Origin of the sequence: Streptomyces sp. NPDC005263 (genome assembly GCF_042872365.1) — a bacterium.
Lineage (GTDB): Bacteria > Actinomycetota > Actinomycetes > Streptomycetales > Streptomycetaceae > Streptomyces.
Genome location: NZ_JBIAKJ010000003.1, coordinates 417,069 through 439,738, shown reverse-complemented (window position 1 = coordinate 439,738; position 22,670 = coordinate 417,069). Strand labels below are relative to the sequence as shown.

General features: G+C 71.0%; 20 protein-coding genes. 6 read left to right on the top strand and 14 right to left on the bottom strand.

Annotated elements, in window-relative coordinates; translation table 11 throughout:
* A complete protein-coding gene (locus tag ACFYRY_RS15590; protein WP_389144743.1) occupies positions 1 to 2,331 on the bottom strand; it encodes a glycosyltransferase in 2,331 nt (776 codons plus the stop codon).
* Complete coding sequence (locus ACFYRY_RS15585; protein WP_389144740.1) at positions 2,328 to 3,794, bottom strand: glycosyltransferase family 29 protein; 1,467 nt, start codon at positions 3,792 to 3,794, stop codon at positions 2,328 to 2,330. The genes ACFYRY_RS15590 and ACFYRY_RS15585 overlap by 4 nt, the downstream gene beginning before the upstream one ends.
* A 223-nt stretch (positions 3,795 to 4,017) precedes the next feature.
* Here ACFYRY_RS15585 and ACFYRY_RS15580 point away from each other — a divergent pair, with 223 nt between their 5' ends.
* Complete coding sequence (locus tag ACFYRY_RS15580; RefSeq protein ID WP_389146234.1) at positions 4,018 to 5,142, top strand: acyltransferase family protein; 1,125 nt, start codon at positions 4,018 to 4,020, stop codon at positions 5,140 to 5,142.
* 24 nt (positions 5,143 to 5,166) lie between these two features.
* Here ACFYRY_RS15580 and ACFYRY_RS15575 read toward each other — a convergent pair whose 3' ends face one another.
* Positions 5,167 to 5,817 carry a TetR/AcrR family transcriptional regulator C-terminal domain-containing protein gene (locus ACFYRY_RS15575; RefSeq protein WP_389144737.1) on the bottom strand — a complete coding sequence of 217 codons (651 nt, stop codon included), beginning with the start codon at positions 5,815 to 5,817 and terminating at the stop codon, positions 5,167 to 5,169.
* 73 nt (positions 5,818 to 5,890) lie between these two features.
* On the opposite strand from ACFYRY_RS15575, the gene ACFYRY_RS15570 reads away from it, so the two are divergent.
* Positions 5,891 to 7,330: an FAD-dependent oxidoreductase gene (locus ACFYRY_RS15570; protein WP_389144734.1), complete on the top strand. Its 1,440-nt coding sequence runs from the start codon at positions 5,891 to 5,893 to the stop codon at positions 7,328 to 7,330.
* Here the strand turns inward: ACFYRY_RS15570 and ACFYRY_RS15565 are convergent.
* Positions 7,306 to 8,886 (bottom strand): methylmalonyl-CoA mutase, encoded by a 1,581-nt coding sequence (locus tag ACFYRY_RS15565; protein ID WP_389144731.1) that lies wholly within the window; start codon positions 8,884 to 8,886, stop codon positions 7,306 to 7,308. The two genes, ACFYRY_RS15570 and ACFYRY_RS15565, sit on opposite strands and share 25 nt — an antisense overlap.
* Before the next feature lie 178 nt (positions 8,887 to 9,064).
* Between ACFYRY_RS15565 and ACFYRY_RS15560 the strand changes: the two genes are divergently transcribed.
* Positions 9,065 to 9,913, top strand: a complete 849-nt coding sequence (locus ACFYRY_RS15560) for a L,D-transpeptidase family protein (protein WP_389144728.1) — start codon at positions 9,065 to 9,067, stop codon at positions 9,911 to 9,913.
* 254 nt (positions 9,914 to 10,167) lie between these two features.
* Here ACFYRY_RS15560 and ACFYRY_RS15555 read toward each other — a convergent pair whose 3' ends face one another.
* From ACFYRY_RS15555 to ACFYRY_RS15510, 10 genes are all read right to left on the bottom strand, one after another.
* The gene (locus tag ACFYRY_RS15555) at positions 10,168 to 11,238 is read right to left on the bottom strand and encodes a hypothetical protein (RefSeq protein WP_389144725.1); all 1,071 of its coding nucleotides are present in this window, start codon (positions 11,236 to 11,238) and stop codon (positions 10,168 to 10,170) included.
* The gene (locus ACFYRY_RS15550) at positions 11,238 to 11,900 is read right to left on the bottom strand and encodes an RNA polymerase sigma factor (protein WP_389144722.1); all 663 of its coding nucleotides are present in this window, start codon (positions 11,898 to 11,900) and stop codon (positions 11,238 to 11,240) included. Before ACFYRY_RS15550 ends, ACFYRY_RS15555 begins: the two co-directional genes overlap by 1 nt.
* A 599-nt stretch (positions 11,901 to 12,499) precedes the next feature.
* Complete coding sequence (locus ACFYRY_RS15545; RefSeq protein WP_389144719.1) at positions 12,500 to 13,270, bottom strand: hypothetical protein; 771 nt, start codon at positions 13,268 to 13,270, stop codon at positions 12,500 to 12,502.
* Entirely contained in the window at positions 13,267 to 13,725 is a 459-nt protein-coding gene (locus ACFYRY_RS15540; protein WP_389144716.1) for a hypothetical protein, read from the bottom strand. Before ACFYRY_RS15540 ends, ACFYRY_RS15545 begins: the two co-directional genes overlap by 4 nt.
* A 10-nt stretch (positions 13,726 to 13,735) precedes the next feature.
* Positions 13,736 to 15,973, bottom strand: coding sequence for a glycoside hydrolase domain-containing protein (locus tag ACFYRY_RS15535; RefSeq protein ID WP_389144713.1), 2,238 nt, complete (start codon positions 15,971 to 15,973; stop codon positions 13,736 to 13,738).
* Positions 15,974 to 16,233: 260 nt separating this feature from the next.
* A complete protein-coding gene (locus tag ACFYRY_RS15530; protein ID WP_389144710.1) occupies positions 16,234 to 17,055 on the bottom strand; it encodes a hypothetical protein in 822 nt (273 codons plus the stop codon).
* A 111-nt stretch (positions 17,056 to 17,166) separates the two neighbouring features.
* Positions 17,167 to 17,784, bottom strand: a complete 618-nt coding sequence (locus tag ACFYRY_RS15525; RefSeq protein ID WP_389144707.1) for an RNA polymerase sigma factor — start codon at positions 17,782 to 17,784, stop codon at positions 17,167 to 17,169.
* 156 nt (positions 17,785 to 17,940) lie between these two features.
* Complete coding sequence (locus ACFYRY_RS15520) at positions 17,941 to 18,336, bottom strand: hypothetical protein (RefSeq protein ID WP_356773008.1); 396 nt, start codon at positions 18,334 to 18,336, stop codon at positions 17,941 to 17,943.
* Positions 18,337 to 18,465: 129 nt separating this feature from the next.
* A complete protein-coding gene (locus ACFYRY_RS15515; RefSeq protein WP_389144703.1) occupies positions 18,466 to 19,035 on the bottom strand; it encodes a hypothetical protein in 570 nt (189 codons plus the stop codon).
* A gap of 145 nt (positions 19,036 to 19,180) precedes the next feature.
* Positions 19,181 to 20,848 carry a glycoside hydrolase family 20 protein gene (locus ACFYRY_RS15510; RefSeq protein WP_389144700.1) on the bottom strand — a complete coding sequence of 556 codons (1,668 nt, stop codon included), beginning with the start codon at positions 20,846 to 20,848 and terminating at the stop codon, positions 19,181 to 19,183.
* 165 nt (positions 20,849 to 21,013) lie between these two features.
* Here ACFYRY_RS15510 and ACFYRY_RS15505 point away from each other — a divergent pair, with 165 nt between their 5' ends.
* From ACFYRY_RS15505 to ACFYRY_RS15495, 3 genes are all read left to right on the top strand, one after another.
* Positions 21,014 to 21,562, top strand: a complete 549-nt coding sequence (locus ACFYRY_RS15505) for a 2-oxo-4-hydroxy-4-carboxy-5-ureidoimidazoline decarboxylase (protein ID WP_389144697.1) — start codon at positions 21,014 to 21,016, stop codon at positions 21,560 to 21,562.
* A gap of 231 nt (positions 21,563 to 21,793) precedes the next feature.
* Entirely contained in the window at positions 21,794 to 22,174 is a 381-nt protein-coding gene (gene sdhC / locus ACFYRY_RS15500; protein WP_389144694.1) for a succinate dehydrogenase, cytochrome b556 subunit, read from the top strand.
* A 5-nt stretch (positions 22,175 to 22,179) separates the two neighbouring features.
* Complete coding sequence (locus tag ACFYRY_RS15495; protein WP_389144691.1) at positions 22,180 to 22,662, top strand: succinate dehydrogenase hydrophobic membrane anchor subunit; 483 nt, start codon at positions 22,180 to 22,182, stop codon at positions 22,660 to 22,662.
* Positions 22,663 to 22,670: the final 8 nt, after the last annotated feature.

Here is a 22,670-nt window from a genome sequence, read left to right as displayed (position 1 = left end):
TCAGCCGCCCAGGATGACCCGGAGGTCGGCCGCGTTCGCCTCGGTGACCTTCCACAGCTCCTGCTGTCGGCCGTGCACGTCCGCGACCGTCCTGTCGTGGTCGGCGAGCAGGTCCCTCGACCGTTCCACCAGGCGCGCGGCGAGGTTCCGGTCGTGCACCGAGACGCCCCACTCCGGGCGCTCGATGTCCCGCAGGAAGTACGCCATCTTCGGGTGCGAGATCAGGCTGATGATGGGCGTGCCGCAGCCGAACGGGATCATGCCCGCGTGGCCGCGCATGCCGATCACCAGCTTGGTGCGCGCGTACAGGTCGGTGATCTGGTCGTTCTCGAAGTCGTACATCGGGATGACCGGCAGCGAGATGCCGTGCTCGCGGCGCAGGTCGAAGACGATCTTCTCGTCGTCGAGGGAGTGCGCCACGCACCGCACCTCGGCCAGCTCGCCCAGGTCCCGTACGGCGCGCGCCATCTGGTCCAGGAAGTAGCCGTAGTCGTGGCCGAAGCGCAGGCCCGCCCGGTCGTAGGCGGCGTTGATCAGGATGGTGTCGTCGCGCTTCACCGGGTCCTGCCAGCCCGGCACGAGGTGGCGGGTGACCGTCGTCGGACACGGCTGGAAGCGCACCTTGTCGTGCAGGTGGGCCGGGATCATGGCCCGCACCTTCTCGATCGAGCCGTGGTTGCGCAGCCCGAAGAAGGAGGACTGCTCGACGAGTTGACGCAGTGACTCCCGGAACCGGTTCGCCCGGTAGGACTGGCCGTCGAAGGCGTTGAAGCCGACCGCGAAGACCGCTATGGGGACGTCGATGCGGTTGAGCAGCTCGTCCGGGACGTTCCACTGCCAGGCGCTGTTGCCGTTCGGCATGGTGTCCGGGATGAACAGCCCGCCACCGCCGATGACCAGGCCCCGGCGGCGGTTGACCCGCTGCAGGGCGGCCTCGTCGAAGAGCCGGTGGGCGTGCACGGAGTGCCAGCGGCGGGAGGTGGTGTCCGGCCCGAAGGCGGAGCGGACGCTCTCCGGCAGCAGCTTGTCGCCCGCGTTGCCCTGGCGGTCCATGTAGAAGGCGACGTGCGCGAGCTGGTCCTCGGCGGCGCCCAGTTCCTGGGCCGGTACGGAGGCCGCGCGCTGTGCCCACAGCCGGTTGGAGCGGTGGGTGGGGTCGACGGACAGGCCGGCCGTGGCGTACCGGAGGGCCTCGTTGTTGTCGCCGTGCACCCAGGCCATCTGGGCGAGGCGGGCGTAGGCGGTGGCGGCCCGGTTGGGGGCCGCGGTGGCCAGCAGCAGCTGCGTCCTGGCCTCCTCGTAGCGGGAGACGCTCATCAGGGCGTGCCCGTACACCTCGTGCGGCCAGGCCTCGTCGAGCGGGATCCGGACGCTGCCGAGGATGTCGACGGCGTCCTGGTAGTCGCCGGTGGAGATGTGCGCGGCGGCGACCTTGCGGGCCACTTCCACGTCGGCGGTGCGGGCGACGTGCGGGGTGCCGTAGTGGACCAGCAGGTCGTGGTGGAGGCCGCCGCCCTTGGCGAGGTAGGCGGCGTGGAAGTCGGCGTCGGACAGGTCGAACTCGCGCCAGCGGGCCTCGGCCTGGCTGTAGCCGGCCTCGCCGCCCTGCCAGGGCTTGTGGCGGCCGGTGAAGTGCAGGATCGCCGTGTCGTCGGGGACCGGCAGGTCGCCGGACAGCCGTCGCTTGACGAAGTTGTAGCGCGGGTCGAGGCGGACGAAGTCGCCGTCCAGGACGGCGTTGAGGATGCCCTGGTCGTGCTTGTCGAGTTCGTAGTCGCCGCTGCGGCCGGTCGCGTCGAGCTTGGCGCAGAACGCGTCGGACAGGTACTCGCGCTGGATGACCAGCAGACCCGAGTTGAGCTTGTGCTGGCCGTAGAAGAACTGCGAGACGGCCGCCAGTCCCTCGCGCAGTTGAAGCAGTTCGCTCAGGTCACCGAGGACGACCATGTCGGTGTCGAGCGTGATGATCGTGTCGTACTCGCGCAGCCGGAAGACGTCGAGGATGAAGTACGCCTTGCGGACCAGGTAGTTGTCCTGGTCGCCCTTCTTGTACGAGTCGTAGTGGGTGTCGTTCACCCGGCGCAGCACGATCCGCGGGTGCAGGTCGCGGATCTTGGCGATCGAGCCGGGGCGCAGGTCGTCGTAGAGGACGACGAAGTCCTCGCACACGCCCGGGTTGGACAGGGCGAGGCTGCGCAGCAGCACGAGGAAGCCGGGGAGGTAGTTCTCGTCGACGTAGCTGGCGAAGGCGATGCGGCGTTTGCCGGTGAGCGCGTGCGCGTCGGTCGCCGGGGCCTGGGGGGCGGCCGTGGCCTGGGAGGTCATGGTCATCGCAGGGATATCCTCACGTCGGTCACGCTCTGGGCCCGCTGCATGACCCAGTCCTTCTCGCTGGTGTATTCGTGCACGGACGTGATGGCCAGCTTCATGGCCTCCGGGACGCGGTAGGCGCCGCTCTCGTAGAAGTCGAAGCCGATCAGGTCCAGGGTGGGGCTGACGTCCAGGAAGTCCAGCAGCCACAGCATGTTGAAGCCGGTGGTCGGGATGCCCGACCAGACGTCGCTGCCGAGCCTGCCGATGTTGCGTACGGGCCAGCGCAGCGACTCGTCGCCGAGGTGGGTCTGGGCGCCGGGCACCAGGCGGTTGCGCAGCGAGTACTTCCAGTCGCCGGACACGCCGCCGAAGACGAGCCGGGTGGTGACGTGCTGGTCCCAGTTGAAGCCGTGCTTGTGGATGGTGGCGTGGATGTCGGTGCGGCTGCCGGTGTGCCGGGGGTCGATCCGGTAGGAGTTGAAGCGCACCACCAGGTCGTAGGCGTCGATCTGGGCGCCCATCGAACTGGCGCCGACCCGGCCGGAGTTGGCGATCAGGCAGATCGACTTGCCGGCGATCTGGTTGCGGAACTCGCCCAGGGTGATCCACCGCACCCCGCCGACGGTCGGGTCGGCGACGGGTCCGCGCATCCGGCTGCGGCGCTGGTCGGCGTAGAGGGCGACGGCCTCGGTGAGCGCGGGCAGGTCGACGCCGGGGACGGCGGTGCGCAGGTCGAGGTACTGGCTGAGCAGCTCCTGGCGGTCCTGTACCGGGGCGTTCTCGGCGGCCAGTGAGAGGAGCGCTCCCACGAGACGGGGTTCGGCCTCGGTCCAGTCGCCCACGGCGTGCGCGGCGAGACCCTCGGCCCAGACGTCGGTGGCGGGGCGGCGCGTGAAGTCCTGGGCGCGCGGCACCTGGCGGCGCAGGAGGGCGATCAGCTCCCGTTCCTTGTCGGCGGCGATCTTCAGGCCGTCGATCCGGGCGCGGACGCCGAAGCCGTCGTCGTCGGTGAGGGCGAGGTAGCGCTCGTACGCCTCCAGCGCCTCGGTCTCCTCGCCGAGGCCCTCCAGGAGACGGGCGCGCAGCCGCCAGCCGGCGCGGGAGTTCTTGCGCTGGGCCAGGACGGTGTCACTGATGACCAGGGCGAGGTTCAACTCGTCGTCGTAGCCGCACTCCAGGGCTTTGTTGGCGACGGCCAGCAGGGCGTCCAGCAGGTCGTTGCCGATGTTCACCGAGGGGGTGGCGGGGCCCTTGACGGCCCGCTTGAGCAGCGCGGTGGCCCCGGCGGCCGGGGCGGGCGCGGGGGCGGCGACAGAGGTCGTGCCCCACACGACCAGCAGCTTGCGAAGCTGTTCGGCGAGTTCGACGCGGCGGCGGTCGATGCTGCCGACGAGTTTCCCGCTGTGTGCGGCACAGGCACGCAAGCAGTCGTCCAGCTCCCCTCCACGCGCACGTGCACGTCTGTTCTGGACCGTGGTCATGGCACTCCTGTGTTCTTTTTACCCAGCATTAGCTGTGTTCTTGGGTTTACCGCTGCGTGGGGGGATTCTGGGGAAACTTAGGAAGCCAAAACGACATCCAGGTGAACTCACCGGGACCAGGCGGCTAATCGTTGACCGGTCGGTACGGGCCGCTCTGTGATGCGGACTAACGTGTCGGCAAACACCCGAAGGAACGCCCGTCGAGGGGAATTTCGTGACCAGCATGACCGTCCGGCCGGTGCCCGACGCGTCCGCGCCCGCGCTGCCCCCGGCGGAGCGGACGGGCGCCCGGCGGGAGCCCCGGCTGCGCGCCCTCGACGGACTGCGGCTCGTCGCCGCGCTGATGGTGGCCGCCTATCACTACGGCGGCCGGGGCGGGGAGATCACCCACGCGTGGGGAAGTTCGCCGGACAGGCAGTTCCCCACGCTGCACACCTATTTCGCGTACGGCTGTCTCGGCGTCCAGGTCTTTTTCGTGATCAGCGGATTCGTGATCTGCATGAGCGGCTGGGGCCGGCCGCTGAAGTCGTTCTTCGCCTCCCGCGCCTCCCGGCTGCTGCCCGCCTACTGGGCGGCGGTCCTGCTGGTGACGGCGGTGTTCGCGCTGCCGATGGTCACCTACAAGGCACTGTCGCCGAGCGACACCCTGGTGAACCTGACGATGCTGCAGTACCCGCTGGGCGTGGACCGGGTGCTGGGTGTGTGCTGGACGCTGTGGGCGGAGGTCCGCTTCTACGCCCTGTTCGCGCTGTGTGTCGTGCTGCCCGGGGCGTCACGCCGACGCGTGATCATGTTCTGCGCGGGCTGGACCCTCGCGGCGGCGATCACCCAGGGCGCGCACCAGCCGCTGCTCGACATCGTGTTCATGCCGGAGTACGCCCCGTTCTTCATCGGCGGCGTCGGCCTCTACCTCGTGCACCGCGACCGCAAGGACGTCTACGCCTGGGGCATCGTGGCCGTGAGCTTCCTCATCGGGCAGCACTACGCGGTGCGCAGCCTGTGGAACGCCGCGGACCCGAACGCCTTCGCCCACCGCACCTCGCTGGGGATCGTCCTCGTGGTCGCCTTCGGTTTCGTCGCGGTCGCGGCCATCGCGCTCGGCTGGTTCGGCTGGGCCAACTGGCGCTGGCTGACCGTGGCCGGGGCGCTGACGTACCCGTTCTACCTGGTCCACGAGCACCTCGGCTGGGTGGTGGTGCGCACCCTGCACGTCGGCCTGGGCCTGCCGTCGGCGGTGACCTTCGTCCTGACGGTCCTGTCGATGCTGCTGCTGGCCTGGCTGCTGAACCGGTACGTCGAGAAGCCGCTGACGCCGAGGCTGCGGGCGGCGCTGGCGAAGGTGCGCTGACGGCCCGCTCGGGCCTCCGTGCTCCTACGCGATCCCGTACGTCGCCCCGATCCCCGCGATCACCAGCGCCAGTCCCTCCTCGAAGTGCTGGTCGTAGTCCTGGAACAGCTCCGCGCCCGCCTGGGCCGACAGCGGGTAGTCGGCCATGAGGCGGGCGCGTTCCTCGATGTCGTAGCCCTCGCGGCGCTCGCCGGGCAGCGGCTGGACGCCCTGCTCCTCGGTGACGAAACCGAGCGTGTAGAGATACGTCGTCCCGGTCGCGCGCACGGCCTGCGCGAGGCTGAAGCCGGCGGCCGTGAACAGGCGCAGATCGCCCTCCAGCTGCTCGGCGTGCACGATGCCGGTGAAACGTGAGCCGCTGAAGACCTTCGCGCCGTCCCGGTAGCCGAGCAGCGCGGCACGCAGTCCGCGGTTGGACGTCAGCAACCGCTCCCGCCAGCTGTCGCCGGGGGCCGGCGGCGTCCCCGCGACCATCCGGCGGTACATCTCCGTCGCCATCTCGTCCAGCAGGGCCTGCTTGTCCTTGAAGTGCCAGTACAGGGCGGGCGCCTTCACGTCCAGCTCCTTGGCGATGGCACGCAGGGTCAGTCCGTCCAGACCCACCTCGTTCAGGAGCGTCAGGGCGGCGTCCGCGACCCGGCGGCGGTCGAGGGGGGCTCGTCGTTCCGTGTTCACACTTGACAGCTTAACGCCGTTAAGGGCATGGTCGCGGCAGACAGCACTTAACAACGTTAAGGAGAGTGGTCGTATGGACACGGACGTCCTGATCGTGGGCGCGGGCCCGACCGGGCTCGCCCTGGGGATCGACCTGGCCCGGCGGGGCGTGGCCGCGCTGGTGGTGGAGCGGGCGGACACGCTGTTCCCCGGCTCGCGCGGCAAGGGCATCCAGCCGCGCACGCTGGAGGTCTTCGACGATCTCGGCGTGCTGGACGCGATCCGCGAGGCCGGGGGCGACTACCCGGTCCAGATGATCTGGCGGGACGGACAGCGGGTGGGCGAGCACCGGCTGTTCGACCCGGCGGAGCCGAGCGAGGGCTCGCCGTACGCCGGGCCGTGGATGGTGCCGCAGTGGCGCACCCAGGAGATCCTGTTCGCCCGGCTGACGGAGCTCGGCGGGCGGGTCGCCTTCGGCCGGGAGGTCGTCGGGCTCGACCAGGACGAGGACGGCGTGACCGTGCGGTTCGCGGCCGGGGGCAGCCTTCGCGCGCGGTACGTGGTCGCCGCCGACGGCGGCCGCTCGACCGTACGCCGCACCCTGGGCGTCGGCATGACCGGGGAGACCGTCGACCCGAACCCGTTGCTCGTGGCGGACCTCCGGATCGCCGGCCTGGACCGCGACCACTGGCACGTCTTCCCGCCGGGCGGGGAGGCCGGGGGCTACCTCGCGATCTGCCCGCTGGCAGGCACCGATGATTTCCAGGTGGTCGCCCAATTCCCGGAGGGGACGTCGGTGGACCTCTCGCTCGACGGCATCCGCAAGGTCCTGGCGACCCGCTCCCACCTGGCCCCCGAGGACGTCACCGAGGTGGGCTGGGCCTCGGACTTCCGGCCCCGGGCGGCTCTCGCGGACCGCTTCCGCGCCGGGCGGGTCTTCCTCGCCGGGGACGCGGCCCACGTCCACTCCCCCGCCGGCGGCCAGGGCCTCAACACCAGCGTCCAGGACACCTACAACCTGGGCTGGAAGCTTGGCGCGGTGCTGCGGGACGGAGCACCGGCGGCCCTGCTGGACACCTACGAGGAGGAGCGGCGCCCCGTCGCCGCGGACATGCTCGGGCTGTCGACGAGCGTCCACCGCGGCGAGACCCGGCGGGGCGAGGCAACCCAGCAACTCGGCCTGGGATACCGGGAGTCGACGCTCACCGCGGAGACCCGGGCCACGGTGGACGGGATCAGGGCCGGTGACCGCGCCCCGGACGCCACGGTCGCCGGCGCACGCCTCTTCGACGTCTTCCGGGGACCGCACTGGACCCTGCTGGCCCTGGGCACGAAGACGCCGGAGACCCCTCGGACACCGACGTCGGTGCGGATCGTGGAGGGCCCGTCACCCGAGGCGTACGGCACCGGCCTGTTCCTGGTCCGTCCGGACGGTTACGTGGGCTGGGCGGGGGCCACGCCGGAGGGCCTGACGGAGTATGTCGAGCGGGTCCTGGGTGATCCCCCAGCTCAGAACCCGTCCGACGCCACATAGGTCCCCCACACCCCCCGCAACGCGTCGCACACCTCCCCCACGGTCGCCCTGGCCCGCAGCGCGTCCTTCATCGGGTAGAGGACGTTGTCCTCGCCCCCGGCCGCCTTCTTCAGGGCGTCCAGGGCGACGTCCACCGCCGCCTGGTCCCGCTCGGCCCGCAGCTTGGCGAGACGCTCCGCCTGCTGGGCCTCGATGGCCGGATCCACCCGGAGCGGCTCGTACGGTTCCTCCGTGTCGAGCTGGTAGCGGTTGACGCCCACGACGACCCGCTCGCCGGAGTCGGTCTCCTGGGCGATGCGGTACGCCGAGTGCTCGATCTCGCTCTTCTGGAAGCCGTGCTCGATCGCCTCGACCGCGCCGCCGAGTTCCTCGATCCGCGTCATCAGCCCGACCGCCGCCGCCTCGACATCGTCGGTCATCCTCTCCATGACGTAGGAGCCGGCGAAGGGGTCGACGGTCGCGGTCACGTCCGTCTCGTGGGCGAGCACCTGCTGGGTGCGCAGGGCCAGCCGCGCGGACTTGTCCGTCGGCAGCGCGATCGCCTCGTCGAAGGAGTTGGTGTGCAGGGACTGGGTGCCGCCGAGGACCGCGGCCAGGCCCTGCACCGCCACCCGGACCAGGTTCACCTCGGGCTGCTGGGCGGTCAGCTGGACGCCCGCCGTCTGCGTGTGGAAGCGCAGCATCAGCGACTTGGGGTCCTTCGCGCCGAACTCCTCCTTCATCACCCGCGCCCAGATCCGGCGGGCGGCACGGAACTTCGCGACCTCCTCCAGGAGTGTCGTACGGGCCACGAAGAAGAACGACAGGCGCGGGGCGAAGTCGTCGACGTCCATGCCGGCCGCGACCGCCGTCCGGACGTACTCGATGCCGTCCGCGAGGGTGAACGCGACCTCCTGCGCGGGCGAGGCACCCGCCTCCGCCATGTGGTAGCCGGAGATCGAGATCGTGTTCCACTTCGGGATCTCGGCCCGGCAGTACTGGAAGATGTCCGCGGTCAGCCGCAGCGACGGCTTGGGCGGGAAGATGTACGTCCCGCGCGCGATGTACTCCTTCAGTACGTCGTTCTGGATCGTGCCGGTGAGCTGGTCGGCGCTCACGCCCTGCTCCTCGGCGACCAGTTGGTACAGGAGCAGCAGCAGGGCGGCCGGGGCGTTGATCGTCATCGAGGTGGAGACCTGGTCCAGGGGGATCTGGTCGAACAGCACCCGCATGTCGTCCACCGAGTCGATCGCCACGCCCACCTTGCCGACCTCGCCGTGCGCGATCGGCGCGTCCGAGTCGTGGCCCATCTGGGTGGGCAGGTCGAAGGCGACGGACAGGCCCGTCGTGCCGTGGGCGATCAGCTGCCGGTAGCGGGCGTTGGACTCCGTCGCCGTGCCGAAACCGGCGTACTGCCGCATGGTCCAGGGGCGGCCGGTGTACATCGACGGGTAGACCCCCCGGGTGAACGGGTACGACCCCGGTTCGCCCAGTTTCTCGGCCGGGTCCCATCCGGCCAGGTCCGCAGGCCCGTAGACCGGCTCGATGGGTACTCCGGACTCCGACTCGCGTGTCATGGTCTGTTGCCTCCGTCCGAGCAGCCGCCCGCCAGGCATGCGCCAGTTTCCTGAAACCACCATGCCGTGCCGTTCGCGAGCCGTCATTCGGGGGGAACATCTTCGGTGGTTGCTTCGACGGACGTTCGGTGGCTGGTTCGGCCATGCGGGGCAGGTCGGTGAGACGACAGGGGTGGGGATGCGCACTACGGGCGTGGGGAGAACGATCGTCGCGTTGCTGGCGCTGGCCACGGTCTGCGGCTGCACGGTTCAGCCCACCGACGACAACGGGAAGCCCCGCTCGCCGGTGCAAGTCGACGTCCCCGGCGGCACCTCTCCCAAGGCCTCCGCCGACCCGGACGCCGGTGAGGACGCGAAGGGCGGCGAGCCGAGCGCGGCGCCCGCCTCGCCCGCGCCCGTCGTCCTGTGGTCGCGGGGCGACAGCGGAGGGGACGTCCGCGAGCTCCAGGCACGGCTGCGGCAGGTCGCCTGGCTGTACGACGGGCCGACGGGGACGTACGACGACCTGACCGAGCAGGCGGTGGAGGGCTTCCAGGGCAAGCGCGGGCTGCCGAGGACGGGACGGACGGACACCGTCACCTGGCAGCGGCTGCTCGGGATGACGCACGAGCCGGGCAAGTGGGAGCTGTACCTGATGGGCGGGCAGCCTGCCGCCGCGCCGGACCCGCGCTGCCTGACCGGCCGGGTGCTGTGCATCAGCAAGTCCAGCCGCACCCTGCGCTGGATGGTCGACGGCCGCACCCTCATGACGCTGCCGGTCCGCTTCGGCTCGCAGTACACCCCCACCCGCGAAGGTGTGTTCAGCGTCTACTGGAAGTCCCGACACCATGTGTCGACGCTCTACGACTCACCGATGCCGTACGCCATGTTCTTCAGCGGTGGCCAGGCCGTGCACTACTCGTACGACTTCGCCGCCCGCGGCTACTCCGGCGGCTCGCACGGCTGCGTCAACGTACGGGACGAGGCGGCGATCGCGGACCTGTTCGCGCGGGTGCGCGACGGCGACAAGGTCGTCGTGTACTGGTGAGACCCTCGACGCGGCCCGAGCGGGAGGCGGGGGCGCCGGGCGGGAGACGTATGGGGCGCGGGCGGGACCGGGGGAACGTGTCCCACCCGCGCCGGGTGCACGAGCCGTGAGTACGGGGGGAACCCCGGCTCTGTGCGACGGCCGATGACCAGTCGGCACACTCATTACTGCGCCCCGGCTCCCAGAAACGTCACACCCTGCCCGCGGAAATTTTTGACATACGGGAAACCGCAGGTCAGGAGGGGTGTTTCGGTTCAGACGGCGCGGGAGCCGGTGCCGCCGTCGGGACGGTGGAGGTTGCCGCCGTCGCGGTCGTGACGGCCACCGCCGTGGTGGTGCTCGCCGCCCCGGTTTCCGGTTCCGCCCGCGCTCCTGCCACGGTGGCTCCCGCCGTCACGGTGACGGTCGTCGTCCTGGTCGCCCCCGCGGCCCTTGTCCGTGCGCTCCTCGCGGCCCTTCTTGCCCTTGCCGCGGTCGTTGCCCGCGGACACGCCGTCGGCCAGCATCACCTTGCAGTACTTCTTCACGCGCGACGCGCCGCCCGCCGCGCCCTCCAGGGCGTGTCTGCGGTCGGCGGCCAGACCCTTGCCGTCACGCAGGTCACGGCAGGCCCACAGGGAGTCGCGCGAGGTGTTCCACGGGCGTCCGGCCCCTGCGTCGGGGCCGGCGCCCGGGGTGGCGCCCTGCCGTCCGGTGCCCTGTGAGGAGCCGGGAGAGGGACCCAGGCCGCCGGTGGCGCCGCCGGGCGACGGCTCGCTCCGGGAGGCCCCGGGCGACGGCGGGACGAGCGGGCGATCCGGTGTCACCGGGGCCGAGGCCGACACGCCGGGGCCCGGTTCGGCCTCGCCGAACACCGCCGGCAGGACTCCGGTTTTGACCGCGGCGGCGACCGAGCCGACCATGCCGACGGCCAGCGCGGCGGCCAGCCCCAGGCGGATCGTACGGCCCCGGCGGGGGCGCGGGACGTCCTGGCCAGGGCCGCCGACGCGGACGAGTCCGATGTCGGGGGCGCCGGCACGGGCACGCTCCCGCGATGCGGTCCGCCCGCCGGTCCGCCCAGGGGACACCCTCCCGGCAGGGCCGTCGGCCAGGCTGTCCACGCGGGTCGCGCGGGTCGCGCGCACCGCGCGGAACGCGGCCAACGCGGCGTCCTCACCGGGGAGTTCGCGGCCGGTGGGCGCGGTCTCCACGGACAGCGCGTCCAGGGTCTTGGCGAGCCTCTCGGCCCGGTCGCGGTCGGTCACGTCGACGCCTTCGAGGGACTCTCCGCTCAGCAAACGCTCCGCCGTTTCGCGGTCCAGCCACGTGTACTGCTCGTCGGCCATCACATGTCCCTCTGCGTCCGCGCACGTGTATGCGTCACACCCGCGGACGTCACCGCACCCGAGCGCGGTTCTCGTGGAGGCGGCAGGGCGTCGAGCACCCCGGCCGATTCCGGATCCTCGTCGAGGAGCTCGGCGAGCCGCTTCAGACCGCGGTGCGCGGCCGTCCGTACGGCGCCCGGGCGCTTGCCGAGCGTCTCCGCCGCGCTCTTCGCGTCGAGGCCCACGACCACGCGCAGCACCACGGCCTCGGCCTGGTCCTGCGGCAGCCGGGCGATGAGGGACAGCGTGGTGTCGGTGGCCAGGGCCTCGATGGCCTCGCCCGCGGTGTCGGACTCGGCGGGCTTGCCGGTCAGCTCGGTCTCGTCGCCGACCGTCGCGGGGCGGCGCCCGCGCATGCGGATGTGGTCCAGGGCGCGATTGCGGGCTATCCGGGCGGCCCAGCCGCGGAACCGGTCCCCGTCGCCGCTGAACCGCTCCAGGTCACGGGCTATCTGCAGCCAGGCCTCGGACGTCACGTCCTCCGCGTCCGGGTCTCCGACCAGTGTCCGGACGTACCCGAGCAGCCGCGGGTGCACGGCGCGGTACACAGTCCGGAACGCGGTCTCGTCCCCGCCCTGCGCCGCGAGCACCGCGACGGTCAGCTCCGCGTCGTCCCCCAGCACCCGTGCTTACCTCAAGAGATGGTCGAGTCGATGGTCGCTTCGAACCGGCTTCCGGCCGACTTCACGGCCGGCCTCGCGCCGGCTCCGAGCCGTCGGTTGCGGTGATCATGCAACTTCCACGTCCGGCGCGAAAGGCACGTTACGACCTTAAACAGCTGTTCGTCCACGGCCGTCCACGATGCAACTACCTCGTGACGCGGAGAGCGGTACGGCGGGCCGGGGGCGGTGTGACACAAAACGCAGTCGTGGCGCTGTAGGAAGTACGGGCCGCCGCGCGACCCGTGCCGCGCGACGGCCGGGGCCTCTCCTGTGGGGGGTGGCGGCCCCGGCCGTCTCCGGCGCACACCGTTCTGACGTGGGCCGCCGCGGGCCGAGACCGGCCGCGGGAACCAACCGGTCAGGCGCCTCACGCGAGGCTCTTCCCGTCGATGCGCCGAGTGGCGCCCGCGCCTGTCAGCTGCGGGCGCCCTCGAAGCGGCGCTCTCCGCGCTCATCAATGCCGGTCAGTGCCGGTCCATGCCGGTCAATGTCGGTCAACGGCGTGGTCAGATGAGTGCTGTCTCACATCCTGTCGATCCCGGGCCGCGCGCGGGACGGTGTCACGCCGCTGTGCGCTGGCTGCGGGCGAGGGCCTCGGCGGCCGAGCGGCGGCGCTTGTCGTGGACGTCCACGAGGACGCCGGCGCCCTCGCCGGCGGTCGCCTCACCGACGCGGAGGCGTTCGGCGACGGCTGCCAGGCGGGTGTCGTCGGGGCCGACGGCGAGATAGAAGAGGGCCTCGTCGACGGCGCTGTCGTCACCGCCCCAGCGGACCACGCCGTCGAGTTCGGCGAGAATGTCGCGGACGACCGCGAGTTCCAGGGGGAAGTAGCCGCCCTTGGTGCCGGGCGGGTAGTGGCCGGGCCGGATGCGGACGGCGGTGCCGGAGGCCAGGTTGCGGGCGGCCCCCCGCAGCCCCTTCGGAGCGGTCCAGCCGACGGCCTCGCCGGGCTGGAGCTCGGCGACCTCGTAGTGGAAGCGGCGGACGAGGTGGACCAGGACGGTCTCCGGAGCGCCGAGCCGGACCTGGAGGTCAGTCACCGGGGTGCCCGGCACGGGCCGGGTGGCGATGGACCCGCCCTGGTCGGCGGCGGTCTCCATGTCCCACCCGTTGGCCGAGCGGGCTCCGGCGAGGAGCCGCTCGTTACGGGCCTCGGCCCGCGCGACGCCCTCACGGACGGCCTTGGGGAAGGTGTAGTCCTGCGGCTCGGCGGCGTACGCCGGGGAGGCCAGCGCCTGCGAGTGCGGAAGCGCCGCCGCGACGGCGGTGACGGCGGCGGCACGCAGCAGGAAGCCTCTGCGGGACAGCTTGGGGGCGGGAGTGGCGCTCACGTGGTCCTCTTCTCGGGATGCTCGGGATGCTCGGGTGTGGCGGTTCGGCGGTGTTCGGCGACGGCGATCAGGGCGAGCGTCACCGCGATCACCGCACAGCCCGTCATCACGGGCGTGAGGAAGCCGGGGACGGCCGCCGAGTAGGACCCACCTGACGACATACGGCAGTCGAGGGCGGGCGGCAGGTAGGACACGCTGTAGCCGCTCACCTGCCCGTACAGGGAGGGGTTCGCGTCCTGGCACGCCTGGGCGGTGCCGCTCTCGTCGAGGAAGAGCGACACCAGACCCCAGATGTAGGCGACCGCGGCGAGGGCCCCGGCGAGCGCGGCGCCGCCGCGTGCCACGGCCCCCCGGCCGATCGCCGGGAAGCCGTATCCGAGGAGAGCGAAGGCGGCCACCCCGGCGACGACGATGCCGAGCAGCAGGGGCAGGGTGGCGGGGTACGAGGAGGTCATGGCGACCACCTCACCCGCCGGCGAGCTGACGGACAAGGTTGTTGTACTTCTCGAAGATCTGATAGAGCCCCATCCGCTTGGCGGCGTCGGCCTCGGCCTGGTCGCCCCAGCCCTGGTAGCGGCGGATGATCTCGAAGATCTCGCCCTCGGTGTAGTTCAGGCTCATGGCCCGCAGGGTGGTCTCGCCGGCCGGCGGGTTTTTGCCGCCGGGCTTGCCCGCGACGCCCCACAGGTGGATCAGGGGCACGGTCCGCATGGCGAAGGCGTTGTCCTTGTTGACCTTCTGCCACATCGCCCAGATGTCGGCGTCCTTGGTCGGGTCGGTGCGGGTGCCGGTGACGATGCCCTTGTCGATGCAGTGGTTCCAGGCCCGGATGCCGACCTCGCCGCTGATCTGCCCGATGCCGGTCGAGGAGTCCTTGACGATGCCGATGCCGTTGAGGTGGTACGAGGCGACCTGGTGGTCCACGCCCTGGTCGATCAGGTCGTAGTGCCGCATCTCCCAGTACGCGGAGGTCTGGATCATCGCCTTGCGCATGTTGTACGCGAGGGACAGCTGGGTGGTCTGTGCGTCGTGCGACATGATCGTCTCGAAGCACTGGGTGTGGGTGAACAGGCGGGCGTCGGCGCCGGTTCCGCCGTCGTCCTCATAACCGATGCTGCGCATGTAGCGGCTGAGATCCGCGTGCAGCGCGTTGAGGAAGGACCCGTCGAAGCCGACGTCGGGGCGCGGCGGCCGGGGCGCGTTGAAGGAGGCCTGGCCGGTGTCGCGGCCGGAGGCGATGTTGACGTCGATCTCGATGGATCCGGTGCCGGAGCCCACGGTGCGGGTGACGATCTGGTCGTACGCCCAGTCGGCGGGCAGCGGGTAGCCGAAGTTCCCGGAGAAGCCGGAGGACATGTCGGAGACGAACGAGGCGGTGGAGTGCCCGGCCTCGCCGACCCGGGTGCAGACGTTGCGCGGCCCGTACACACCGACCGCGAACCCCGCGCCGTCGGCCTCCAGCGCGTCCACGATGCCCTTGAAGTGCGGCAGCACGTTCGACGTGACCTCGTGGTCGAGGGCGTCGAAGTCGACGGCGAAGAAGATCCGGGTGCCGGGCTTGAAGCCGTGGTCGAGGGCGGCGTTGGCAGCGGCCTGGCCGGCGGCCCGTCCGGCGGCGTAGTTGAAGCCGTCGGCGTCCCGGCCGTACGTCTGGTAGATCGGGAAGCAGCGCAGGCCGTTCGCGGCGATGGTGGCCAACTCGCCGGACTGGATGGCCTTCTCGGGGAGCGAGGTGGCGCTGGGGTTGGTGAGGTAGCGGCCTATGTACTTCACGCCGGCCGCCTTGAGGGCGGCCGCGCGCGCATCAGTGATCTTGGTGACGCCGTCGCACGCCTCGCCGTTGCGGCTCTGGTCTCCGTAGGAGACGAGGAGGGAGGCCCAGGTGGAGAAGTCGCCGTTGCCGGTGACCGGGAGTTTCGCGAAGGACTGGAAGCTCTGGACGGCGCTGGAGACCGCGCTGGTGAAGTCACCGAAGGCGACCGGCCGCTGGTTGAGGATCATCGCGCCGGTGAAGATCCGTGCCCAGTTGCCGGAGCTGCCGACCGACAGGGTGTGCGACTTGAGGCCGGACTGGGTGCCGGGGCCGAAGACACCGTTGGCGACGCCGTCCGCCATCCCGATCTCGTACTGGACGGCGAAGAGCAACGACTTGGCGACGTCACGCGAGTGGTAGCCGTCGCAGGGGATGACGTAGAAGTCCTTGCGCAGGATGTACTGGCCGTTGAGCCACCGCTGGAAGGAACTGATCGCGCTGGAGCCGCCGCTGACGGTGACGTACGCGTCCATGTTCAGCAGGCCCTTGATGACCTTCGGCCACAGGGCGCTGCCCGGGTAGACCGCGCTGAGGCCCATGTTGGCGTTGAGTTCGGTGACGGACTGCTGGACGCGGGAGCTGTAGGTACCGTCGATGCCGCCGCCGTCGTAGCCCTTGCAGTACAGGGCTGCCTGAAGGATCCGGCAGAAGTCCGCGGACGGCACGTTGGACGCGTCGATCTTGCCGTACTTCTCGGCGATGGCCGCCAGGGTGGTCGGGCCGAAGCTGTTCGACAGGTTGGTGATGCCCAACTCGTACTGGAGCGCCCGGGTCAGGGCGTACATGGTGTTCCAGCCGGTCTGCCCGTTCTCCTCGACCGTCATGCCGATCCGGCTGCCGTACGTGCGGTTGATGAAGACCTGAGCTTGACGCACCATCTCGTCGGCCATGAAGAGCCCTCTCAGCGGGTGAATGGCGCTTTACCATTTCATGACCCGAGCGTCGGAGATCTTGGACCGATCCCAGCAATAGCACCCAGACCGGACCCGGCGAGCGATTGTTTGTGATGAACTCGTGGCCCAGATGACACCAAAGGCGCACACAACCTTTTGCCCGCTCATGCGTCGCAACTGCGCTGCCGCATACGGAATGTGGCGGGCCGTCACGAGGACGGGACGCACCATCAGGCAGGGCCGTACGCCCGCTGCTGCTACTTCTTCTCGGCCTTGGGGCCGGCGTTGGATCCGGCCGTCGGTCGGGCCTTTGGTTGAGCCTTAGGTTCGGCCTTGGAATCCGACTGGGAATTCGCCTTGGATTCGGCCTCGCCCTTGGGGTTCACCTTGTCCTTGCCATCGGTCTCGGTCTTGACCTTGCCGTCGGTCTTGCCCTTGCCGTCGGTCTTGGTCGTCGCCCCCGCCACTCGCTCCGCGCAGTAGGCGCGGACGTTCGCCTCGCTGCCCGCGGCCGTGACGAGCCGCTGCCAGGCCGTCGAGTCGAGCGCCTTGCCCTGGGACTCGACCTTTGCGTACGCCCGGCAGTGGGCCAGGGTGTCCTTCGCGGTGACCGGCCGGTCCGAGGGCTCGGTGACGGCGCTGGAGCCCGGGTGCGTGGGAGAGGGCACAGCGCTCGGCCGGACCGCGGCGCTCGCCGCCGGGTGCGGACGGCCGCTCTCGTCCTGCGCGCCGTGCGTGTCGCCGCCCGCCGTGCCGATCGCCGCGAACGCGACGCCGCCCAGCGTGAGGCTCGCGAGCACCACGGAGAGCGTCGCCCGCACCGACCGGGCACCCCACCGCCGCTCCCGGGGACGCCAGTCGTCCCGGCGCCGGGTACGCGCCCGGTGCGCGCCGGTGTCGCGCGCGACCCGGAAGGCGGCCACGGCCCGCGACTCGGCCTCGTCGTCGATCCGGCCGCGCAGGGCGGCGCCGAGCAGGTCCTCCAGTTCCAGGGTGGAGGCGGAGCCGGGCCCGGTGTCGGAGCCGGGGCGCACACGCTGACGGCCCGGTGTCCGGTTGCCGTTCTGTCGCTCACCCATGCCGTGTCCGCCCTGTCCTTCTCTGTCCGTCGCTGTCCGTCCCCGTTCGTCCCGCCTCGGCCGGTCGTCCGACCGGACGGCCCCGCCGGTCGGCGTCCGGGCCGTCGCCGGTCACGTCGACTCCCCCGGCGTCCGGGTGCCGTCCTCCGTCACGCCCTCACCGCCCAGTTGCTCGGCCAGCCGCTTCAGGCCCCGGTACGCGGCCGTCCGTACCGCGCCGGGCCGCTTGCCGAGGACGCGGGCGGCGGCGGGGCCGTCCAGGCCCACGACCACCCGCAGCAGCACCGCCTCCGCCTGGTCGCGGGGCAGACCCCGGACCAGGTCGAGCGCGTGCTCGGTGGAGATGGACTCCAGCGCCTGGTCGTGCGTGCTGCCGGGACCGGGCAGCTCCAGTACGTCCTGTTCGAGGGTCGTCGGCCGCGGCCGTACCTTCTGCCGGCGCAGATGGTCCAGCGCCCGGTGCCGGGCGATGGTCGCGCTCCAGCCACGGAACCCCGCGCCGTCGCCCTTGAACCGGCCCAGGTCCCGGGCGATCTCCAGCCAGGCGTCGGAGGCCACGTCCTCGGCGTCGTCGCCGACGATCCCGCGCAGATACCCGAGCAGTCCGGGCTGCACGATCCGGTAGGCGACCGCGAAGGCCGCCTCGTCACCCTGCTGTGCCCGCGCGACGGCCGCGCCCAGTTCCCCGTCGTACGCCTGCGCGCGGCGGGGCACTCCTCCCTGGCCCAAGAACTGTCCTCGTTCGTACCGAGTCCGTGGCGGTTCCGCGGCCCCCGGCACCGCCGCCGTCTGCCTCCGCCCCCACGGTGATCAGCGCCGAATCGCACAGAAGTGTCACAGTGTGCCCTCGGCCGACCCGGACACCGGCTCGAAAAGACGGTCGGGTTACGGCCGCGCCGCCTGGTGCGTCGCGTCCCGGCACAGCAGCCGCAGCGATCCGTCTCCGGTGAAGCAGCGGCGCGCCTCGTCGATCGGGTCCCACAGCTTGCCGTCCGGGGTGCGGATCCAGTGGTCGCCGCCGGTCGCCCACCACTCGGCGCCGGACTGGCGGGCGATCACCTCACCGGCGTACGCGCCGAAGCCGCGCAGCACGCTGTCCACGGCGTCGTAGGGCGTCTCCTCCCGGCGCAGTCCGTCGATCATGCGGTCGACGCGCCACAGACTCTGCGCCGAGTAGTCGAGGCGCAGCCGCGCCCCCTCGCGCATCGTCGCCACCGCGTCCGCCGCCCATCGCACGGGCTTCGCCGCTGCCGAAGGCCTGGTTTCCTGGTGTGTCGTCACATCCCGGAAAGCGCCACCACTCAGGGATTCGTCACCCGGATTTGAGGGGTCCCCGGGAACGGCGCAGGACCGACCCACCTCCACCGCACGACAGTCACAGGACTCGCCCAGCGTCGAGGTTTGCGCCGCTCAACCCCGTTTTCCCCGGGCCCGGCGCGACACCACCGCGCGCAGCACACGCCGGCCCTCCGTCGACACCTCCAGCGCCCGGCGCAGCCCGCCCGCACCGTGCTCGGAGAGCAGCTCCAGGACGGCGACCTGACGGCGCAGCTCGGCGGCGACAAGCGGCGACATGCCGTCCGTACGGCCCTCCCGGCGGGCACCGACCGAGGCGACGTCGGCCTCCTCCGGGGCCGCGCCTTCAAGGAGGCGGTGGATCCGGAGCGCGGCGACCGAGCAGGCGTCGGCCCACAACCGCACCTCGGCGGCGTCGGGCGCGGACGGGGTGGCGGCGAGCATCCGCCGGGCGAGCAGCACGGCCTCACCGGGGCTCGCCGGCGCGTGGCCGATACTGCCGCGCACCTGCTCCAGCCGTTCGCCCCAGGCAGCGGCGTCCGCGTCGTCCGCGAGCCCGGCCCACAGAGGCCGCAGGATCTCGTCGTCGGCGCCCAGCAGGGGCAGACACCGATCCAGACAGGCCAACCCGCTCGCGGCCAGGCCGCGCTCGTCGGCCTGAGCGATCAGTTCCACCAGGCTCATCCGCGTCTCCCACGCCGGGCGGTCATCCCTGACGGAACCCGCATTGCCCCTTACTGCGCGCGACGGACCGGGAGTGTCACAGGACCACCGCACCGAGCCGGTCGAGCAGCCGGAAGAACACGGGCACGCCCCCGCTCCTCCGGGCTCAGCCCAACTGGTCGGCGAGCGCCCTGAACTCCGTCCAGGACAGCTCCGGCGTGCCCGGGTCCCACAGCTTCTGCACGGTCGCCCGCAGCGGCATCCGGATCCCGGCCGCGACCTGCTCCTGGGTCTGGGAGTTCGCCAGGTCGCACCAGACCGCGAAGGACCCGCCGAGGATCTGGTCGTTGTACTTCGCGGGCACCGGCTGTGTGCCGCGCACGACGAGCGGGGTCCACTGCTCGTAGATCCGCTGTCCCGTCGGATACACGAAGGTCTGCGGCTCGCCGAGGACGTAGTACAGGAACTCGTCGTTGTAATTGATGATCTTCCGCCCCGCCCTCAGATACTCCAGCGGCTGCCGCGCCCCGATCTCCTTGCCCGTCCAGTAGGCCACCTGGATGTCCTTGTCGGGCTGCACGGACGTGCCCCGGAAGAAGCCGTCGTTCCAGGCGCGGGGGGTCTTGTCGTGGGCGCGGACCGTGTCGGCGCGGTCGTTGAGCCAGCCGGTGGTGAGGTCGGCGACGGTCGCGCCGGAGCCGTAGGCCTCGGTGGCGGCACCAGCCAGCTGCGGGTAGGAGGCCTGCGGGTCGGACACCGTCAGGGCCTGGTACTCGTCGCCGCCGAGATGCCACGGTGCGCCGGGGAACAGGCCGGCGTACTCGTTCAGCAGGTCGTCGACGATCTGCCCGGACTTCGGGTCGGAGATGTCGATCGCGCCCCGCGTCGGCACTCCCTGCGCGTCGCGCAGCTGGAGGTCCGGGTGCGCGTCGATCACGGCGCCCAGGTGCCCCGGCGAGTCGATCTCCGGCACGACCGTGATGTGCCGGCTGGCCGCCAGGTCGACGATCTTCTTGACCTGCGCCTTCGTCAGGTGCTGCCGGGACACGATCTCCGGGTGCGAGTCGGACTCGATCCGGAATCCCTGGTCGTCCGAGAAGTGCAGCCCCAGCTGGTTGAACTTGAGGTCGCCGAGCTCCCGGACGCGGTCCTCGATCCAGTCCGCGGTGAAGTTCTTGCGCGCGATGTCCAGCATGAACCCGCGCACCGGCTTGGCCGGCTCATCACGCACCACGCCCTCCGGCGCCGCGCCCCCGCCGTGCACCTCCTGCTTGAGGGTGCGGGTCCCGTAGAACACGCCGGCCTCCGCCGGCCCGCTGATGGTCACCCGCCCGCCGCGCACGGTCATGGCGTACGACTCGGGGTCCGCGCCCTCGTCGTCGTTCAGCGCCAGTCGTACGTCCCCGGGGCACACGTCGTCCCGCTCGCCCCCGTACGCCAGCCCCAGCTCACCGGCGACCAGCCGGCCCTCGTCGGCCAGCTCCCGGTCGCTCACCACGACCCGCAGTCCCTTCGCCGGCTTCCAGCCGGGGCCGCGCGCCGGGGTGTGCGCGCGGACTGCCGGGATGGTGCGCGGCGTCTTTGACAGCGGGTACGAGCTGCTGGGCTTGGGAGGCGTCTTCGACGCACCGTCGGCCGAGGGGCACGTGGAGGCTCTCTGGGAGGGCTGCCCCTGCGCCGACACCACGGGCCCGCTGTCGTCTCCGCCCCGGCCGGAGGCCCACATCCCTAGGCTCACGCCGGCCGCGACCGTCACGACGATCACCGCGACGATCAGCACCCACGTCTGGTTCAGCGCGTTCTTCGCCCGCGTCCGGCGCCTGTGCCCACTCACGGCGCCAACCTAGGCCCTGGGGACATCCCCATGTGTCCACCACACGTTCTGAAACTCTCCCGTTCGGATGAAATTCGGGCATTCGTCGGACACACGATGACCGCTCTCGATACCGTGGCGTCACATCTCTCACGCCACCTCACGCCATCATCTGCCGAAACACACGTGACGCCCACACACCTCCCTGGCCAAGTCGCCATACCCTCGCTGCCCTCGCTGCCCACGCAGACCCGGGACACACCCGGCCCGCGTTCCCCACTGGAGCAGTTCAACACCACCCCGGCCGACGAACTGGAGCCCGTCCTCGTCGGCTGCCTCCGCAGCCCCCGCTGGGCCCGTCGCATCAGCGCCCACCGCCCGTACCCGACGCTGGATGCCCTCCTTGCCGCGTCCGACGAGGCGGCGTACGACCTGACGCCGGGGGATCTGACCGAGGCCCTGGCCGGAGAATCGCTGCCGGCGCTGCCCGAGAGCGCGTACTCGGCCGCCCACATGGCACTGGAGGCGGCCCGCGCGGCCTACCAGATCCGATTCGGACAAGCGTTCGCCATCTGCCTCGACGGAGTCCCCCCGTCGGAGTTCGCCGACCACCTCCTGGCAGCCATCCGGTCACGATTGGCAAACGATGCGGACGAAGAACGGGTGGTCACAGGGGAGGAACTCCGGCGCCTTGCGAGAGGGCGGCTGGTGGCCCACCTCCAGGGGCGCGGGTGACCGCGCGACCAGCAAAGGCGGCGTCACACCAGGCAGATAACGGAACACACCACCCCATAACCAGCGGACTCTCACCCATACGCGTGCCACTTTGATCACACCGTCAGGCCCGGCGTAAGCCCAGCGGCAGCGCATCGCTACGATGCTGGGGGCCGGTGGACCGTACCCGGCCGGGCCCGACCGACACCAAAGCCGGCGCGGCCCCAATCCCCGCTCCCGGAGGGTTCTTCCGTGCCGGCTGGAACGCTGTACCGCGGCCGGGAAGGAATGTGGTCCTGGGTGGCTCATCGAGTCACCGGCGTCCTCATCTTCTTCTTCCTGTTCGTTCACGTCCTGGACACCGCGCTCGTCCGTGTGTCACCCGAGGACTACGACAAGGTCGTAGCCACGTACAAGACCCCGATCGTGGGACTGCTGGAGTACGGCCTCGTCGCCGCCATCCTGTTCCACGCGCTCAACGGCCTGCGCGTCATCGCCGTCGACTTCTGGTCGAAGGGCCCGCGCTACCAGAAGCAGATGCTCTGGACCGTCGTCGGCGTGTGGGTCGTGCTGATGCTCGGGGCGATCTACCCCGTCCTCGGCCACGCCGCTCGTGAACTGTTCGGGAGCTGACCCGCATGTCCACTACTGAGAAGACCGCGGCCGGTATCGGCCCCGTCGAGGGCGCTTCCCACTACAGCGTCGACAACCCCGCCCCGTTCATCGAGGCCCCGCGCAAGCGCACCAAGAAGACCCCGAAGTCCACGCGGGGCAACTTCGAGATGGCCGCCTGGCTGTTCATGCGCCTGTCCGGCATCGTGCTGGTCGTCCTGGTCATCGGCCACCTGCTGATCCAGCTCGTGCTCGACGGCGGCGTCTCCAAGATCGGCTTCGCGTTCGTGGCGGGCCGCTGGGCGTCCCCGTTCTGGCAGGTCTGGGACCTTTTGATGCTGTGGCTCGCGATGCTGCACGGCGCCAACGGCCTGCGAACGATCATCAACGACTACGCGGAGCGCGCGAACACCCGGCTGTGGCTGAAGGGCCTGCTCTACACGGCCACGGTGTTCACCATCCTGCTGGGCACGCTGGTGATCTTCACCTTCGACCCGAACATCCGCTAGGCACGGGG

What these genes read in the sequence shown, in the direction of transcription:
- ACFYRY_RS15495 (WP_389144691.1), top strand. Translation starts at nt 22,180, where the DNA reads ATGTCCACTACTGAGAAGACCGCGGCCGGTATCGGCCCCGTCGAGGGC.
- ACFYRY_RS15515 (WP_389144703.1), bottom strand. Translation starts at nt 19,035, where the DNA reads ATGAGCCTGGTGGAACTGATCGCTCAGGCCGACGAGCGCGGCCTGGCC.
- ACFYRY_RS15585 (WP_389144740.1), bottom strand. Translation starts at nt 3,794, where the DNA reads ATGACCACGGTCCAGAACAGACGTGCACGTGCGCGTGGAGGGGAGCTG.
- ACFYRY_RS15535 (WP_389144713.1), bottom strand. Translation starts at nt 15,973, where the DNA reads ATGGCCGACGAGATGGTGCGTCAAGCTCAGGTCTTCATCAACCGCACG.
- ACFYRY_RS15580 (WP_389146234.1), top strand. Translation starts at nt 4,018, where the DNA reads ATGACCGTCCGGCCGGTGCCCGACGCGTCCGCGCCCGCGCTGCCCCCG.
- ACFYRY_RS15570 (WP_389144734.1), top strand. Translation starts at nt 5,891, where the DNA reads ATGGACACGGACGTCCTGATCGTGGGCGCGGGCCCGACCGGGCTCGCC.
- ACFYRY_RS15530 (WP_389144710.1), bottom strand. Translation starts at nt 17,055, where the DNA reads ATGGGTGAGCGACAGAACGGCAACCGGACACCGGGCCGTCAGCGTGTG.
- ACFYRY_RS15560 (WP_389144728.1), top strand. Translation starts at nt 9,065, where the DNA reads ATGCGCACTACGGGCGTGGGGAGAACGATCGTCGCGTTGCTGGCGCTG.
- ACFYRY_RS15540 (WP_389144716.1), bottom strand. Translation starts at nt 13,725, where the DNA reads ATGACCTCCTCGTACCCCGCCACCCTGCCCCTGCTGCTCGGCATCGTC.
- ACFYRY_RS15565 (WP_389144731.1), bottom strand. Translation starts at nt 8,886, where the DNA reads ATGACACGCGAGTCGGAGTCCGGAGTACCCATCGAGCCGGTCTACGGG.
- ACFYRY_RS15555 (WP_389144725.1), bottom strand. Translation starts at nt 11,238, where the DNA reads ATGGCCGACGAGCAGTACACGTGGCTGGACCGCGAAACGGCGGAGCGT.
- ACFYRY_RS15590 (WP_389144743.1), bottom strand. Translation starts at nt 2,331, where the DNA reads ATGACCATGACCTCCCAGGCCACGGCCGCCCCCCAGGCCCCGGCGACC.